This is a genomic window from Pseudomonas sp. TWI628, from assembly GCF_039673865.1.
Lineage (GTDB): Bacteria > Pseudomonadota > Gammaproteobacteria > Pseudomonadales > Pseudomonadaceae > Aquipseudomonas.
In genome coordinates this window covers 117,446-131,367 of sequence record NZ_JBDJMM010000004.1, presented here as the reverse complement: position 1 = coordinate 131,367, position 13,922 = coordinate 117,446, and the positions used below count along the sequence as shown (strand labels likewise).

Here is a 13,922-nt window from a genome sequence, read left to right as displayed (position 1 = left end):
CGGGCGCTCGAACGAAAGCGGTCTTGTCCGACGAAAACCCGTTGACCTGAGCGGCCAGCCGTGAATACACTCTGGCACAAAGCAAGTTGTATACAATTACAAAATCAATGAGGCACAAACCATGAGCAAAATGAGAGCAATCGATGCAGCCGTTCTGGTCATGCGCCGTGAAGGTGTAGATACCGCGTTCGGCATCCCGGGGGCTGCCATCAACCCGCTGTACTCGGCCCTGAAGAAAGTCGGTGGCATCGATCACGTCCTCGCTCGTCACGTCGAAGGCGCCTCGCACATGGCCGAGGGCTACACCCGCGCCAACCCAGGCAACATCGGCGTGTGCATCGGTACCTCCGGCCCAGCCGGCACCGACATGGTCACCGGCCTGTACAGCGCCTCGGCCGACTCCATCCCGATCCTCTGCATCACCGGCCAGGCACCCCGTGCCCGCCTGCACAAGGAAGACTTCCAGGCTGTCGATATCACCAGCATCGTCAAGCCAGTCACCAAGTGGGCCACCACCGTTCTGGAACCAGGCCAGGTGCCTTACGCCTTCCAGAAGGCCTTCTATGAAATGCGCACCGGCCGCCCAGGCCCTGTGCTGATCGACCTGCCGTTCGACGTGCAGATGGCCGAAATCGAATTCGACATCGACGCCTACGAGCCACTGGCAATCAACAAGCCGTCCGCTACCCGCGTACAGGCCGAAAAAGCCCTGGCCCTGCTCAATGACGCCGAGCGCCCACTGCTGGTAGCCGGTGGCGGCATCATCAACGCCGACGCCAGCGACAAGCTGGTCGAGTTCGCCGAACTGACCGGCGTACCGGTAATCCCGACCCTGATGGGCTGGGGCACCATCCCGGACGACCACGCCCAGATGGTCGGTATGGTCGGCCTGCAGACTTCGCACCGCTACGGCAACGCCACCCTGCTGAAATCCGACCTGGTGTTCGGTATCGGTAACCGTTGGGCCAACCGCCACACCGGTTCCGTGGACGTCTACACCGAAGGCCGCAAGTTCGTGCACGTGGACATCGAACCGACCCAGATCGGCCGCGTGTTCACCCCGGATCTGGGTATCGTTTCCGATGCTGGCAAGGCACTGGACGTGTTCCTCGAAGTGGCCCGCGAGTGGAAAGCCGCCGGCAAGCTGAAGTGCCGCAAGGCCTGGCTGGAAGACTGCCAGCAGCGCAAGGCGAGCCTGCAGCGCAAGACCCACTTCGACAACGTGCCGGTCAAGCCGCAGCGCGTGTACGAAGAAATGAACCAGGTGTTCGGCAAGGACACCTGCTACGTCAGCACCATCGGCCTGTCGCAGATCGCTGGCGCGCAGTTCCTGCACGTGTACAAGCCACGCCACTGGATCAACTGCGGCCAGGCCGGCCCGCTGGGCTGGACCATTCCTGCCGCGCTGGGCGTGGTCAAAGCCGATCCGAAGCGCAAGGTCGTTGCGCTGTCGGGTGACTACGACTTCCAGTTCATGATCGAAGAGCTGGCGGTGGGCGCGCAGTTCAACCTGCCGTACGTCCACGTGCTGGTGAACAACGCTTACCTGGGCCTGATCCGTCAGGCACAGCGTGGCTTCGACATGGATTACTGTGTACAACTGGCGTTCGAGAACATCAACTCGACCGACGCTGCCACCTACGGTGTCGACCACGTCGCCGTGGTCGAAGGCCTGGGCTGCAAGGCCATCCGTGTATTCGAGCCGGCCGAGATCGCCCCTGCCCTGCTCAAGGCACAGAAGATGGCCGAAGAGTTCCGCGTGCCGGTCGTGGTCGAAGTGATCCTCGAGCGTGTGACCAACATTTCCATGGGCACCGAGATCAACGCGGTCAACGAGTTCGAAGACCTGGCTCTGGTCGGCAACGACGCGCCAACCGCCATCTCGCTGCTGGACTGATCGCCTGACGCCCCCAGGCTTTACTGGGGGCCTTCATCGCAAGGAGACAACCCATGCCTCGCTTCGCTGCCAACCTGTCCATGCTGTTCACCGAACAGGACTTCCTGGCCCGCTTCAAGGCTGCCGCCGACGCTGGTTTCAGCGGCGTCGAATACCTCTTCCCGTACGACTTCAGCGCAGCCGAAATCAAGCAGCAGCTGGATGCCAACGGCCTGACCCAGGTGCTGTTCAACCTGCCGGCGGGCGACTGGGCCAAAGGTGAGCGCGGTATCACCTGCCACCCCGACCGCGTCGAAGAGTTCCGCGCTGGCGTGGACAAGGCCATCGAATACGCCAAGGTGCTGGGCAACACCCAGGTCAACGCCCTGGCGGGTATTCGCCCACAAGGCCTGCAGTGCGCCGACGTGCGCAAGACCTTCGTCGACAACCTCAAGTATGCCGCCGACAAGCTGAAAGCCGCCGGGATCCGCCTGGTCATGGAAATGATCAACACTCGCGACATCCCAGGCTTCTACCTGAACACCACCCAACAGGCGTTGGAAATCCAGGCCGAAGTCGGCAGCGACAACCTGTTCCTGCAGTACGACATCTACCACATGCAGATCATGGAAGGTGACCTGGCTCGCACCATGGAAGCCAACCTGAACCTGATCAACCACATCCAGCTGGCCGACAACCCAGGCCGCCACGAACCAGGCACCGGCGAGATCAACTACCGCTTCCTGTTCGAGCACCTGGACCGCATCGGCTACCAGGGCTGGGTGGGCGCGGAATACAAGCCGCTGACCACCACCGAAGCGGGCCTGGGCTGGCTGAAAACGCACAACGCGATCTGAATCACTGCTCCCATCGGGACCGCGAACAACTATAAAAGAGGTAATTTCTCATGGCTAAAATCGGTTTCCTCGGCACTGGCATCATGGGCAAGCCCATGGCGCAGAACCTGCAAAAAGCAGGTCACAGCATCTTCGTTTCCACCCACCACGACGCTGCACCGGCCGACCTGATCGCCGCTGGCGCAGTGGCCCTGGCCAACCCGAAGGAAGTGGCCCAGGAAGCCGAGTTCATCATTGTCATGGTGCCGGACACCCCACAGGTCGAAAGCGTCCTGTTCGGTGAAAACGGCGTCGCCGAAGGCGTGGGCCCGAACAAGGTAGTGATCGACATGAGCTCGATCTCCCCTACCGCCACCAAAGCCTTCGCCGAGAAGATCAAGGCCACTGGCGCTGCCTACCTGGACGCCCCGGTGTCTGGCGGTGAAGTCGGTGCCAAGGCCGCGACCCTGAGCATCATGGTCGGTGGCTGCCCGAAAGCCTTCGAACGCACCCTGCCGCTGTTCGAAGCCATGGGCAAGAACATCACCCGCGTCGGTGGCAACGGTGATGGCCAGACCGCCAAGGTCGCCAACCAGATCATCGTCGCCCTGAACATCCAGGCCGTTGCCGAAGCCCTGCTGTTCGCCGCCAAGAACGGCGCCGACCCAGCCAAGGTACGTGAAGCGCTGATGGGCGGCTTCGCGTCGTCGAAGATCCTCGAAGTGCACGCCGAGCGCATGATCAAAGGCACCTTCGACCCAGGCTTCCGCATCAACCTGCACCAGAAGGACCTCAACCTGGCCCTGCAAGGCGCCAAGGAACTGGGCATCAACCTGCCCAACACTTCCAATGCCCAGCAAGTGTTCAACACCTGCCAGGCCCTGGGCGGCGGCAACTGGGACCACTCGGCGCTGATCAAAGGCCTGGAGCACATGGCCAACTTCTCGATCCGCGACGACAAGTAAGACGTCCACACCCTTGAGCCTGCGACCACAGGCTCGAGCGTGACCCCGAGCAACACCCGCCCCTGGTTCGGCCTGCACGGAGGCAGTTCCAGGGGCGTTTTTGATTCTGCAGAACAACAATAAATGGGAGCCTGCCATGTCGGTCGATCCGCAAAAACTTCTCCGCGACCTGTTCGACACAGCCATCGCCGCCGCCCACCCACGCCAAGTGCTCGAACCCTACCTGCCCGCCGACCGTAGCGGCCGGGTCATCGTCATCGGCGCCGGCAAAGCCGCAGCCGCCATGGCCGAAGTGGTTGAAAAAAGCTGGCAGGGCGAAGTCTCCGGGCTGGTCGTGACCCGTTACGGTCACGGCGCCAACTGCCAGAAGATCGAGGTGGTCGAAGCCGCTCACCCGGTCCCCGACGCCGCCGGCCTGGCCGTGGCCAAGCGTGTGCTGGAACTGGTCAGCAACCTCAATGAAGAAGACCGCGTCATCTTCCTGCTGTCGGGTGGTGGTTCCGCCCTGCTGGCACTGCCAGCAGAAGGCCTGACCCTGGCTGACAAGCAACAGATCAACAAGGCGCTGCTCAAATCCGGCGCCACCATCGGCGAGATGAACTGCGTACGTAAGCACCTCTCGGCGATCAAGGGCGGCCGCCTGGCCAAGGCCTGCTGGCCAGCCACCGTCTACACCTATGCCATTTCCGACGTGCCTGGCGACCTGGCCACCGTCATCGCTTCCGGCCCGACCGTGGCCGACCCGAGCACCTCGGCCGATGCCCTGGCAATCCTCAAGCGCTACAACATCGAAGCGCCGAAAGCCGTCATCGACTGGCTCAACAACCCTGCTTCGGAAACCGTCAAGGCCGATGACCCGGCCTTGGCCCGCAGCCACTTCCAACTGATCGCCAAACCGCAGCAGTCGCTCGAAGCCGCCGCGGTCAAAGCCCGCCAGGCCGGTTTCAGCCCGCTGATCCTCGGTGACCTGGAAGGTGAATCGCGCGAAGTGGCCAAGGTACACGCCGGCATTGCCCGGCAGATCGTGCTGCACGGCCAGCCACTGAAGGCGCCTTGCGTGATCCTCTCCGGCGGTGAAACCACCGTCACCGTGCGCGGCAATGGCCGTGGCGGGCGCAACGCCGAGTTCCTGCTCAGCCTCACCGAAAGCCTCAAAGGCCTGCCGGGCGTGTATGCCCTGGCCGGTGACACCGACGGCATCGACGGCTCGGAAGAGAACGCTGGCGCCTTCATGAACCCGAGCAGTTATGCCCGCGCCGAAGCCCTGGGCCTGTCGGCGAGCGATGAGCTGGACAACAACAACGGCTATGGCTACTTCGCCGCGCTCGATGCCCTGATCGTCACCGAGCCGACCCGCACCAATGTCAACGACTTCCGCGCCATCCTGATCCTTGAGACTGCCCAATCATGACGCCTGATAAAAAAGTAAAGATCCTCGCCACCCTCGGCCCTGCGATCAAAGGCATCGACGACATCCGCCAGTTGGTCGAAGCCGGGGTGAACATCTTCCGCCTCAACTTCAGCCACGGCGAGCACGCCGACCACGCCCTGCGCTACCAATGGATCCGCGAAGTCGAGCAGCAGCTGAACTACCCGCTGGGCATCCTCATGGACCTGCAAGGGCCGAAGCTGCGCGTCGGCCGCTTCGCTGAAGGCAAGGTCCAGCTGCAACGCGGCCAGGCCCTGCGCCTGGACCTGGACAAGACCCCGGGCGACAGCCGCCGGGTCAACCTGCCACACCCGGAAATCATCGCTGCGCTGGAGCCAGGCATGGACCTGCTGCTCGACGACGGCAAGCTGCGCCTGCGGGTGACTGCCAAGCACACTGACGCGATCGACACAGAAGTGCTGAACGGTGGCGAGCTGTCGGACCGCAAGGGCGTCAACGTGCCGCAAGCGGTGCTCGACCTCTCCCCGCTCACCGAGAAAGACCGCCGCGACCTGGCCTTCGGCCTGGAGCTGGGTGTGGATTGGGTGGCCTTGTCGTTCGTGCAGCGCCCAGAAGACATTGTCGAAGCGCGCCAGCTGATCGGCGACCGCGCCTACCTGATGGCCAAGATCGAAAAGCCTTCGGCAGTCGAACAACTGCAAGCCATCGCGGAACTGGCAGATGCGATCATGGTGGCCCGTGGCGACCTGGGCGTGGAAGTGCCGGCCGAAAGCGTGCCGCAGATCCAGAAGCGCATCATCGGCACCTGCCGCCAGCTGGGCAAACCGGTGGTGGTGGCGACCCAGATGCTCGAATCCATGCGTTTCTCGCCAGCGCCGACCCGAGCGGAAGTCACCGACGTGGCCAACGCCGTGGCCGAAGGCGCCGACGCGGTGATGCTGTCGGCTGAAACCGCCTCCGGCGACTACCCGCTGGAAGCCGTGCAGATGATGAGCAAGATCATCCGCCAGGTGGAGAACGGCCCGGACTACCAGGCCCAACTGGACGTTGGCCGGCCGAAGGCCGAGGCCACCGTGTCGGACGCCATCAGCTGCGCGATCCGCCGTATCAGCGGCATCCTGCCGGTGGCGGTGCTGGTCAACTACAGCGAGTCGGGGGCCTCGACCCTGCGTGCCGCGCGCGAACGGCCACGGGCGCCGATCCTCAACCTGACGCCGAACCTGGCCACCGCACGCCGCCTGAGCGTGGCCTGGGGGGTGCACTCGGTGGTCAACGACCGCCTGCGCCAGGTCGACGAGGTGGTATCCACCGCGCTGGAAATCGCCCAGGCGCAAGGCATGGCCAGCCGTGGCGACACGCTGCTGGTGACTGCTGGCGTGCCTTTCGGCAAGCCGGGTTCGACTAACACCTTGCGCATCGAGACCTTGGCCTGAGACGCCGGGGGCGCTTTGCGCCCCCGTTCCGACCGGCGGAAAACCGAGGCCCAAAGAGGCCCACCGCTCCCCCATCAACCTTGCTGACTGCCCATGTACACCAAGAATTTCGTCAACCCGTGCCCCGACTGGGCCACGGCGCTGCTCAACGGCTTCAGCCAGGTGCTGCTGCTGCGCAACCCCCTGTGCGGCCTGTGCTGCCTGCTGGCCATCCTGCTGACCGCGCCCAACCTGGTCGGCGGCGCCCTGCTCGGCGCCCTCGCCGGCCTGCTCACCGCCCAACGCCGCGGCTACGACCGCGCCGACCGCCAAGCCGGGCTGTACTGCTACAACGGCGTGCTGATCGGCATCCTGATCAGCGCCGTGCTGCCCTGGTCGGCCATTCTCCCGCCGCTGATCATCGCAGCCGGCGGCCTGTCGAGCATCATCACCCACCAATGGCGCAAGCGCGGCGGCAAGCTGCTGGTTGCCTATACCGCGCCGTTCGTGCTGCTTGGCTGGGTTGCCCTGCTGTTCGCAAGCCCGGCGCCCAGCGGTTTCGTCGAGGCAGAACCTGCGTATGCCCTGGCGCGTGGCGTAGGGCAGATCTTCCTGCTCGACCAGCCGCTGGCCGGGTTGCTGATCATCATCGGGATGTTCATTGCCAACCCCTATGCGGCGATGTGGGCCGTGCTCGGTTCGGCCATTGGCGGCGGTGTGGCACTGCTCGCCGACCAGGCGCAAGCAGCATGGCTGGGGCTGTACGGTTTCAATGCGGCACTGGCGGCATTGGCGTTCAGTCGCCAGGGTGAAAAACCTTGGGTGACGTTGCTGGCCATTGCCCTGGCTTTGCTGTTGCAACCGTTGTTCAAGCTATTGCCTGTCGCCGGGCTGACTGCGCCCTTCGTCGCCGCTTGCTGGCTGATGCATCTGGGCAGCCACCTCGCCCAGCCCCGGCAACGCGACGCCAGCCGCTTGCACAGCTGAAACGCAGCCCCTAGGCTCTGCCCATCGCAACTGTGGAACGAGCCAATGAACAACCTTGCGAGCCTGCGCGAGCGGCTCTACGTCATCGTCTTCCAGACCGACACCGTGGCTGGAAGACGCTTCGACAAGATCCTCCTGCTGATCATCCTGGCCAGCCTGGTCACGGTGATCCTCGACAGCATCGACGATGTGCACCAGGGCTACGCGGGCCTGCTGGCCGCCATCGAGTGGGGCTTCACCGCGATCTTTTTGGCCGAGTACCTCACCCGCCTGTACTGCTCGCCCAGGCCGTTGCGCTATGCCTTCAGCTTCTACGGCCTGGTCGACCTGCTGGCGATCGTGCCGGGGATCATCGCCCTGTACTACAGCGACGCCCAGTACCTGCTGATGATCCGGGTGATCCGGATGCTGCGGATCTTCCGCGTGCTCAAGCTCAGCCCCTACCTCAAGCAAGCGCATTACCTGCTGGACGCACTGCGCGGCAGCAAGCAGAAGATCATCGTGTTCCTGGTCAGCGTGTCGACCCTGGTCACCGTGTTCGGCACCCTGATGTATGTGATCGAAGGGCCGGAGCATGGCTTTACCAGCATCCCCAAAGGCATCTACTGGGCGATTGTCACGCTGACCACGGTAGGCTTCGGCGACATCGTGCCAAAGACGCCGCTGGGGCAGGTGCTGTCGTCGCTGGTGATGATCACGGGTTATTCGATCATCGCCGTGCCGACCGGGATCTTCACCGCCGAACTGGCCAATGCAATGCGCGGCGAGCAGCTGCAACATGACTGCCCGACCTGCCACAAGAAGACTCATGAGCATGGCGCCGCATTCTGCTCGCGCTGCGGCAATGCGCTGTTTGCCAAAACCGAATAAGCAAAGTGCCATTCGGTCTTTAATCGGCCAATAGCCAAACGTTATAGTCGCTGGCACATGGCCAAACATTTGAACCATAACAAGGACGCAACGTGAAAAAACTCTTCACCGCCTCGCTGCTCGCCGCCGGCCTGGCCCTGGGCAACCTGGCCCAGGCTGCCCCGACCCTGCTGAACGTTTCCTATGACGTGATGCGCGATTTCTACAAGGACTACAACCCGGCGTTCCAGAAGCACTGGGAAGCCGAGCACAACGAGAAAGTCAACGTGCAGATGTCCTTCGGCGGCTCGAGCAAGCAGGCGCGTGCGGTGATCGATGGCCTGCCGGCCGATGTCATCACCATGAACATGGCCACCGACATCAATGCCCTGGCCGACAACGGCAAGCTGGTGCCGGACAACTGGGTGACCCGCCTGCCGAACAACAGCGCGCCGTTCACCTCGGCCACCGTGTTCATCGTGCGCAAGGGCAACCCCAAGGCCCTGAAGGACTGGCCTGACCTGCTCAAGGACGGCGTGCAGGTGATCGTGCCCAACCCCAAGACCTCGGGTAACGGCCGCTACACCTACCTATCGGCGTGGGGCTATGTGCTCAAGCAAGGTGGCGATGAAACCAAGGCCCGCGAATTCGTCGGCAAGCTGTTCAAGCAGGCGCCGGTGCTCGACACCGGTGGCCGTGCCGCCACCACCACCTTCATGACCAACCAGATCGGCGACGTGCTGGTCACCTTCGAGAACGAAGCCGAGATGATCGCCCGCGAGTTCGGCCGCGATCAGTTTGAAGTGGTCTACCCGAGTGTGTCGGCCGAGGCCGAACCACCGGTGAGCGTGGTCGACAAGGTGGTGGCGAAGAAAGGCACCCAGGCCGTGGCCGAAGAATACCTGAAGTACCTGTGGTCGCCGGCGGCCCAGGAAATCGCCGCACAAAACTACCTGCGTCCGCGGGATGCGACGGTGCTGGCCAAGTACACCGACCGCTTCCCGAAAGTCGACTTCCTGTCGGTGGAGAAGACCTTCGGTGACTGGCGCACGGTGCAGAAGACCCACTTCAACGACGGTGGCGTGTTCGACCAGATCTACACCAATCAGTAATTGAGGTAGCCAGGGCTGGCCTCTCGCGGATGAATCCGCTCCTACAGCCGCGAGAGGCCGGCACAGGCAACATCACAGCTGGCGGAATACCAGGGCCTTCAGCCCTCCCGCCGGGTCCACATCAGGAAACTCCGGCGGATTCTCCAGCCGCTCGACAAACGCCAACGCAGGCGCCTGCTCGGCCATCCCTTCAATCAGAAACTCTGGCCCGATCCCTGGGTCGTTGACGCAGGCCAGCACCGTCCCACCTTCATTGAGCAATTCCGGCAAGCGCCGCAGGATCTTGGCGTAATCCTGGGTCAGCACAAAGCTGCCGCGCTGGAAGGTCGGCGGGTCGATGATGATCAGGTCATAAGGCCCGTACTTGCGCACCTTGCCCCACGACTTGAACAGTTCATGCCCCAGGTAGGCGACCCGCGACGCATCGTGCCCGTTCAGGCGATGATTATCGCGCCCGCGCGACAGCGCCGACTTGGCCATGTCCAGGTTCACCACCTGCTCGGCACCGCCAGCAATCGCCGCCACCGAGAAGCCGCAGGTGTAGGCGAACAGGTTCAATACCCGCTTGCCCGCAGACTGCTCGCGTACCCAGCGCCGGCCGTAGCGCATGTCGAGGAACAGGCCGTTGTTCTGCCGCACACCCAGGTCGAGCAGATAGGTCAGGCCATCCTCGACCACCTCGCGCTGCTGGCAGGGCTCGCCCAGCAGCCACTGGCCCGGGCTGTCGGGCAGGTAACGGTGCTGGATGAGGATCGCCTGGCCGGTCCATTGCGGGCGTTCGGCCAGCTTGCGCAGCATGGCTTCCAGCTCAGCCAGCTGGCCCTCGGGCGGTTCGCGGAACAGCGCCACCGACAGCACACCCTGCAGCCAGTCCACCGTGACCTGCTCCAGGCCCTCCCAGCAACGGCCGCGGCCATGGAACAGGCGACGGGTTTCGGCGGGAGCAGGGTCAAGGGCAGCGAGCAGGTGCTGTTCGAGGGTGTGGATCGGCGAAGTCATGGCGGGTCGCAAGCAAGTGAAAAGGCCGCCATTCTACCCCTTGGCCGGCACTTGTGCAGAACGGAACCACCAGCCCTGCTGCATGCCCGCTGCCGCCAGCAGAATCAACGCCACCCCCAGCCACTGCAACGGCGCCAGGCGGTGCCCAAAGGCCGCCCAGTCGACCAGGATCGCGGCAATCGGGTAGATGAACGACAGCGCCCCCGTCAACGCCGTGGGCAGGCGCTGGATGGCGCTGTACAGCAGCACATACATCAACCCGGTGTGGACCATGCCCAAGGTCACCAGGCTGGCCAGCGCCGACGGTTCGCCCGGCAGCCCGCCCAGCTTCACCCAGGGCGCCAGCAGCAGCACCCCGGTGGCGACCTGGATCAACGCGATCAGGTGCGGTGGCGTGCCTTTCAGGCGTTTGATGATCAACGCGGCGATCGCATAGAGAAACGCCGCGCCCAGCGCCAGGGCAATGCCCTGCAAGTAATCCTCACCACTGGCCTGCCCCGCGCCATGGGCGCTGACGATCGCCAGCATGCCCAGGAACGCCACGCTCAGCCAGGTGACCTTGGCAGCAGTGATCTTCTCGCCGAGGAACAGCGCCGCCAACCCCACTAGCATGAACGGCTGCACGTTGTACACCGCCGTGCCGATGGCGATCGACGCCCTCGAGTAGGAGGCGAACAACAACACCCAGTTGCCGACAATGGCCACGCCGCTGGCGATGGCCAGCAGGAACGCGGTACGGGTTATCACCCCCGGTTTGAGAAAACCCAATGCCGCGCAGATCACCAGCAAGGTGCCGGTACCGAACACGCAGCGCCAGAACACCACTTCCAGCACCGGCTGCCCCGACACCAGCACGAACCAGCCAATGGTCCCGGAAATCAGCATGGCGGCGACCATTTCCAGCGAGCCACGGCGTAATGAACTGTCCATCTCACACCTCCCTCGGATGATGGCCATAGTATGCGGAGGGTCGCAGTATGCCTTCCAGCGGATATCCAAGGCCTATCAGCCAGTTCACCTTTACTATCAAGGCAACTTTCCTGATTTGCCTGATGAGGTACGCATGACCGACGCCATCGACCAACAGTTGATCAATGCCCTGATGGAAGACTCACGCCGCTCGCTCAAGGCGCTGGCGCAGATCAGTGGGCTCTCCGCCCCCAGCGTCAGCGAGCGCCTGCGCCGCCTGGAGGAACGCGGCGTGTTGCGCGGCTACACCGTGGATATCGACCCGCGCAGCTTCGGCTACCAGCTGCAGGCGATCGTGCGCATCCGCCCGCTGCCGGGCCAGTTGCAGGAAGTGGAGCGGCAGATCATCGCCATCCCCGAGTTCACCGAGTGCGACAAGGTGACTGGCGAGGACTGTTTCATCGCGCGGCTGCATGTGCGCTCGATGGAGCAGCTCGACACCCTGCTCGACCGGATCAATGTGCTGGCCGAAACCAACACCGCGATCATCAAGAAGAGCCCGGTGAAGCGGCGGTTGCCGCCGATGGACTGAGTGTATCCACTCGACAGGCCAACTGCTATTTTTTGTACACAAGAATGTCACTTTATGTGCCATTTTTGTGTGCACTTTTCCAAGTAACGCCCCAATACGTTACACATCCCGCGCCACTAATTCTGACCAAATGATCAACTAATAAGCCAACTAAAAATTTAAACCTGTTCATTTGGTCAACTTATATTCCCTTCATTTCATCAACTTAATTTTCAATTGCTTAGATTCAAATTAGTGACCATCTGAAACTCGTTTGCCGCTGGCATGGAACTCGCTTTTGTGTGTTCGTGTTTTGTATACAAATCCTACGAAACATAAATACACAAGAACCCGCGACGCCGGCCCAATACCGGCCGCCGCGCCCAGAACCCAGTGATGCCAAGCTGCACCGACGAGATGGCGAGCCCGTGCGCATGCCCGCTCATCGCAGTCCACGTGCATCAGGAGCCTGCCGGAATGAGTACCAGCCTCGACCTTGCCCCTGAACTATCCGTCGCCAGCACCAGCCCCTCTTCCACCCTTGCCGGCGACATGCCGCCCCTGGGCCTGAGCCCACGCCTGCATAACCGCGACCTCGCGCCCACCCGTATCGAAGGCCGCCGCTGGGGCCGCTACAGCATCTTTGCGCTGTGGACCAACGATGTGCACAACATTGCCAACTACTCCTTCGCCATGGGCTTGTTCGCCCTTGGCCTGGGTGGCTGGCAGATCCTGCTGTCGCTGGCGATCGGCGCAGCCCTGGTGTACTTCTTCATGAACCTGTCCGGCTACATGGGGCAGAAGACCGGCGTGCCGTTCCCGGTAATCAGCCGTATCGCCTTTGGCATCCACGGTGCACAGATCCCGGCGCTGATCCGTGCGGTGATCGCCATCGCCTGGTTCGGCATCCAGACCTACCTGGCATCGGTGGTGCTGCGCGTGCTGCTCAGCGCCGTGTGGCCGCAAGTGGCCGCTTATGACCACGACAGCATCCTCGGCCTGTCGAGCCTGGGCTGGGTGTGCTTCGTGGCGATCTGGCTGGTGCAGCTGGTGATCCTCGCCTACGGCATGGAGATGGTGCGCCGCTACGAGGCCTTCGCCGGCCCGGTGATCCTGCTGACCGTGGCCAGCCTGGCAGTGTTCATGTACTTCAAGGCCGATGCGCGCATCGCCTGGTCGGTAGCCGAGCCGCTGAGCGGCTATGAGATGTGGCGCAACATCTTCGCCGGCGGCGCCCTGTGGCTGGCGATCTACGGCACCCTGGTGCTGAACTTCTGTGACTTCGCCCGCTCCTCGCCGTGCCGCAAGACCATCCGCGTCGGCAACTTCTGGGGCCTGCCGGTGAACATCCTGGTGTTCGCCATGATCACTGTGGTGCTGTGCGGCGCGCAGTTCCAGATCAACGGCCAGATCATCGACAGCCCGACCCAGATCGTCGCCAGCATCCCCAGCACACCGTTCCTGGTGCTCGGCTGCCTGGCCTTCCTGATCGTCACCGTGGCGGTGAACATCATGGCCAACTTCGTCGCTCCCGCCTTCGTCCTGAGCAACCTGGCGCCACGCCACCTCAATTTCCGCCGCGCCGGGCTGATCAGCGCAACCCTGGCGGTGCTGATCCTGCCGTGGAACCTCTACAACAGCCCGCTGGTGATCGTGTACTTCCTGTCCGGCCTGGGCGCCCTGCTTGGCCCGCTGTACGGGGTGATCATGGCCGACTACTGGTTGCTGCGCAAAGGCCGCATCAACGTGCCGGAGCTGTACACCGAGCACCCGACTGGCGCCTACCACTACAGCAAAGGCGTCAACCTGCGCGCCATGGCCGCCTTCGTACCGGCGGCACTGCTGGCCATCATCCTGGCGCTGGTGCCGAACTTCCACGGCATCGCGCCGTTTTCCTGGCTGATCGGCGCCGGCATCGCTGCCGCGGTGTACCTGCTGATCGCCCCGCGTAACCGCCAATACCACGATGTCAGCGGCGAGTGCATCGCCGTCGACCACAGCAGCCATTGATCAAGG

The 13,922-nt window shown here is 63.2% G+C and carries 12 protein-coding genes; 10 read left to right on the top strand and 2 right to left on the bottom strand.

All coding sequences use genetic code 11. From position 1 onward, the window contains the following. The first annotated feature begins 121 nt into the window (after positions 1 to 121). The 8 genes from gcl (at position 122) to ABE528_RS04545 (ending at position 9,427) form a co-directional block, all read left to right on the top strand. Entirely contained in the window at positions 122 to 1,897 is a 1,776-nt protein-coding gene (gene gcl / locus ABE528_RS04580) for a glyoxylate carboligase (RefSeq protein ID WP_152958891.1), read from the top strand. Positions 1,898 to 1,950: 53 nt separating this feature from the next. Next, the gene (gene hyi / locus ABE528_RS04575; protein WP_346652323.1) at positions 1,951 to 2,733 is read left to right on the top strand and encodes a hydroxypyruvate isomerase; all 783 of its coding nucleotides are present in this window, start codon (positions 1,951 to 1,953) and stop codon (positions 2,731 to 2,733) included. 50 nt (positions 2,734 to 2,783) lie between these two features. After that, entirely contained in the window at positions 2,784 to 3,677 is an 894-nt protein-coding gene (locus ABE528_RS04570) for a 2-hydroxy-3-oxopropionate reductase (RefSeq protein WP_008091658.1), read from the top strand. A gap of 136 nt (positions 3,678 to 3,813) precedes the next feature. Then, complete coding sequence (locus tag ABE528_RS04565) at positions 3,814 to 5,088, top strand: glycerate kinase (protein ID WP_152958889.1); 1,275 nt, start codon at positions 3,814 to 3,816, stop codon at positions 5,086 to 5,088. Beyond that, on the top strand, positions 5,085 to 6,500 hold the full coding sequence (pyk, locus tag ABE528_RS04560; protein WP_346652322.1) for a pyruvate kinase: 1,416 nt from the start codon (positions 5,085 to 5,087) through the stop codon (positions 6,498 to 6,500). Before ABE528_RS04565 ends, pyk begins: the two co-directional genes overlap by 4 nt. A gap of 93 nt (positions 6,501 to 6,593) precedes the next feature. Further along, the gene (locus ABE528_RS04555) at positions 6,594 to 7,466 is read left to right on the top strand and encodes an urea transporter (RefSeq protein ID WP_152958887.1); all 873 of its coding nucleotides are present in this window, start codon (positions 6,594 to 6,596) and stop codon (positions 7,464 to 7,466) included. A 45-nt stretch (positions 7,467 to 7,511) separates the two neighbouring features. After that, positions 7,512 to 8,336 (top strand): ion transporter, encoded by an 825-nt coding sequence (locus ABE528_RS04550; RefSeq protein WP_152958886.1) that lies wholly within the window; start codon positions 7,512 to 7,514, stop codon positions 8,334 to 8,336. Positions 8,337 to 8,428: 92 nt separating this feature from the next. Next, on the top strand, positions 8,429 to 9,427 hold the full coding sequence (locus ABE528_RS04545; protein ID WP_313202104.1) for a sulfate ABC transporter substrate-binding protein: 999 nt from the start codon (positions 8,429 to 8,431) through the stop codon (positions 9,425 to 9,427). A gap of 72 nt (positions 9,428 to 9,499) precedes the next feature. Here ABE528_RS04545 and ABE528_RS04540 read toward each other — a convergent pair whose 3' ends face one another. Further along, positions 9,500 to 10,426 (bottom strand): class I SAM-dependent methyltransferase, encoded by a 927-nt coding sequence (locus ABE528_RS04540; RefSeq protein WP_152958885.1) that lies wholly within the window; start codon positions 10,424 to 10,426, stop codon positions 9,500 to 9,502. A 33-nt stretch (positions 10,427 to 10,459) separates the two neighbouring features. Further along, positions 10,460 to 11,356: a DMT family transporter gene (locus ABE528_RS04535; protein ID WP_346652321.1), complete on the bottom strand. Its 897-nt coding sequence runs from the start codon at positions 11,354 to 11,356 to the stop codon at positions 10,460 to 10,462. 133 nt (positions 11,357 to 11,489) lie between these two features. Here ABE528_RS04535 and ABE528_RS04530 point away from each other — a divergent pair, with 133 nt between their 5' ends. Both ABE528_RS04530 and ABE528_RS04525 read left to right on the top strand, forming a co-directional pair. Then, entirely contained in the window at positions 11,490 to 11,927 is a 438-nt protein-coding gene (locus ABE528_RS04530; protein ID WP_152958883.1) for an Lrp/AsnC family transcriptional regulator, read from the top strand. A 456-nt stretch (positions 11,928 to 12,383) separates the two neighbouring features. Beyond that, positions 12,384 to 13,916, top strand: a complete 1,533-nt coding sequence (locus ABE528_RS04525) for an NCS1 family nucleobase:cation symporter-1 (RefSeq protein WP_152958882.1) — start codon at positions 12,384 to 12,386, stop codon at positions 13,914 to 13,916. The last annotated feature ends 6 nt before the right edge of the window (positions 13,917 to 13,922 follow it).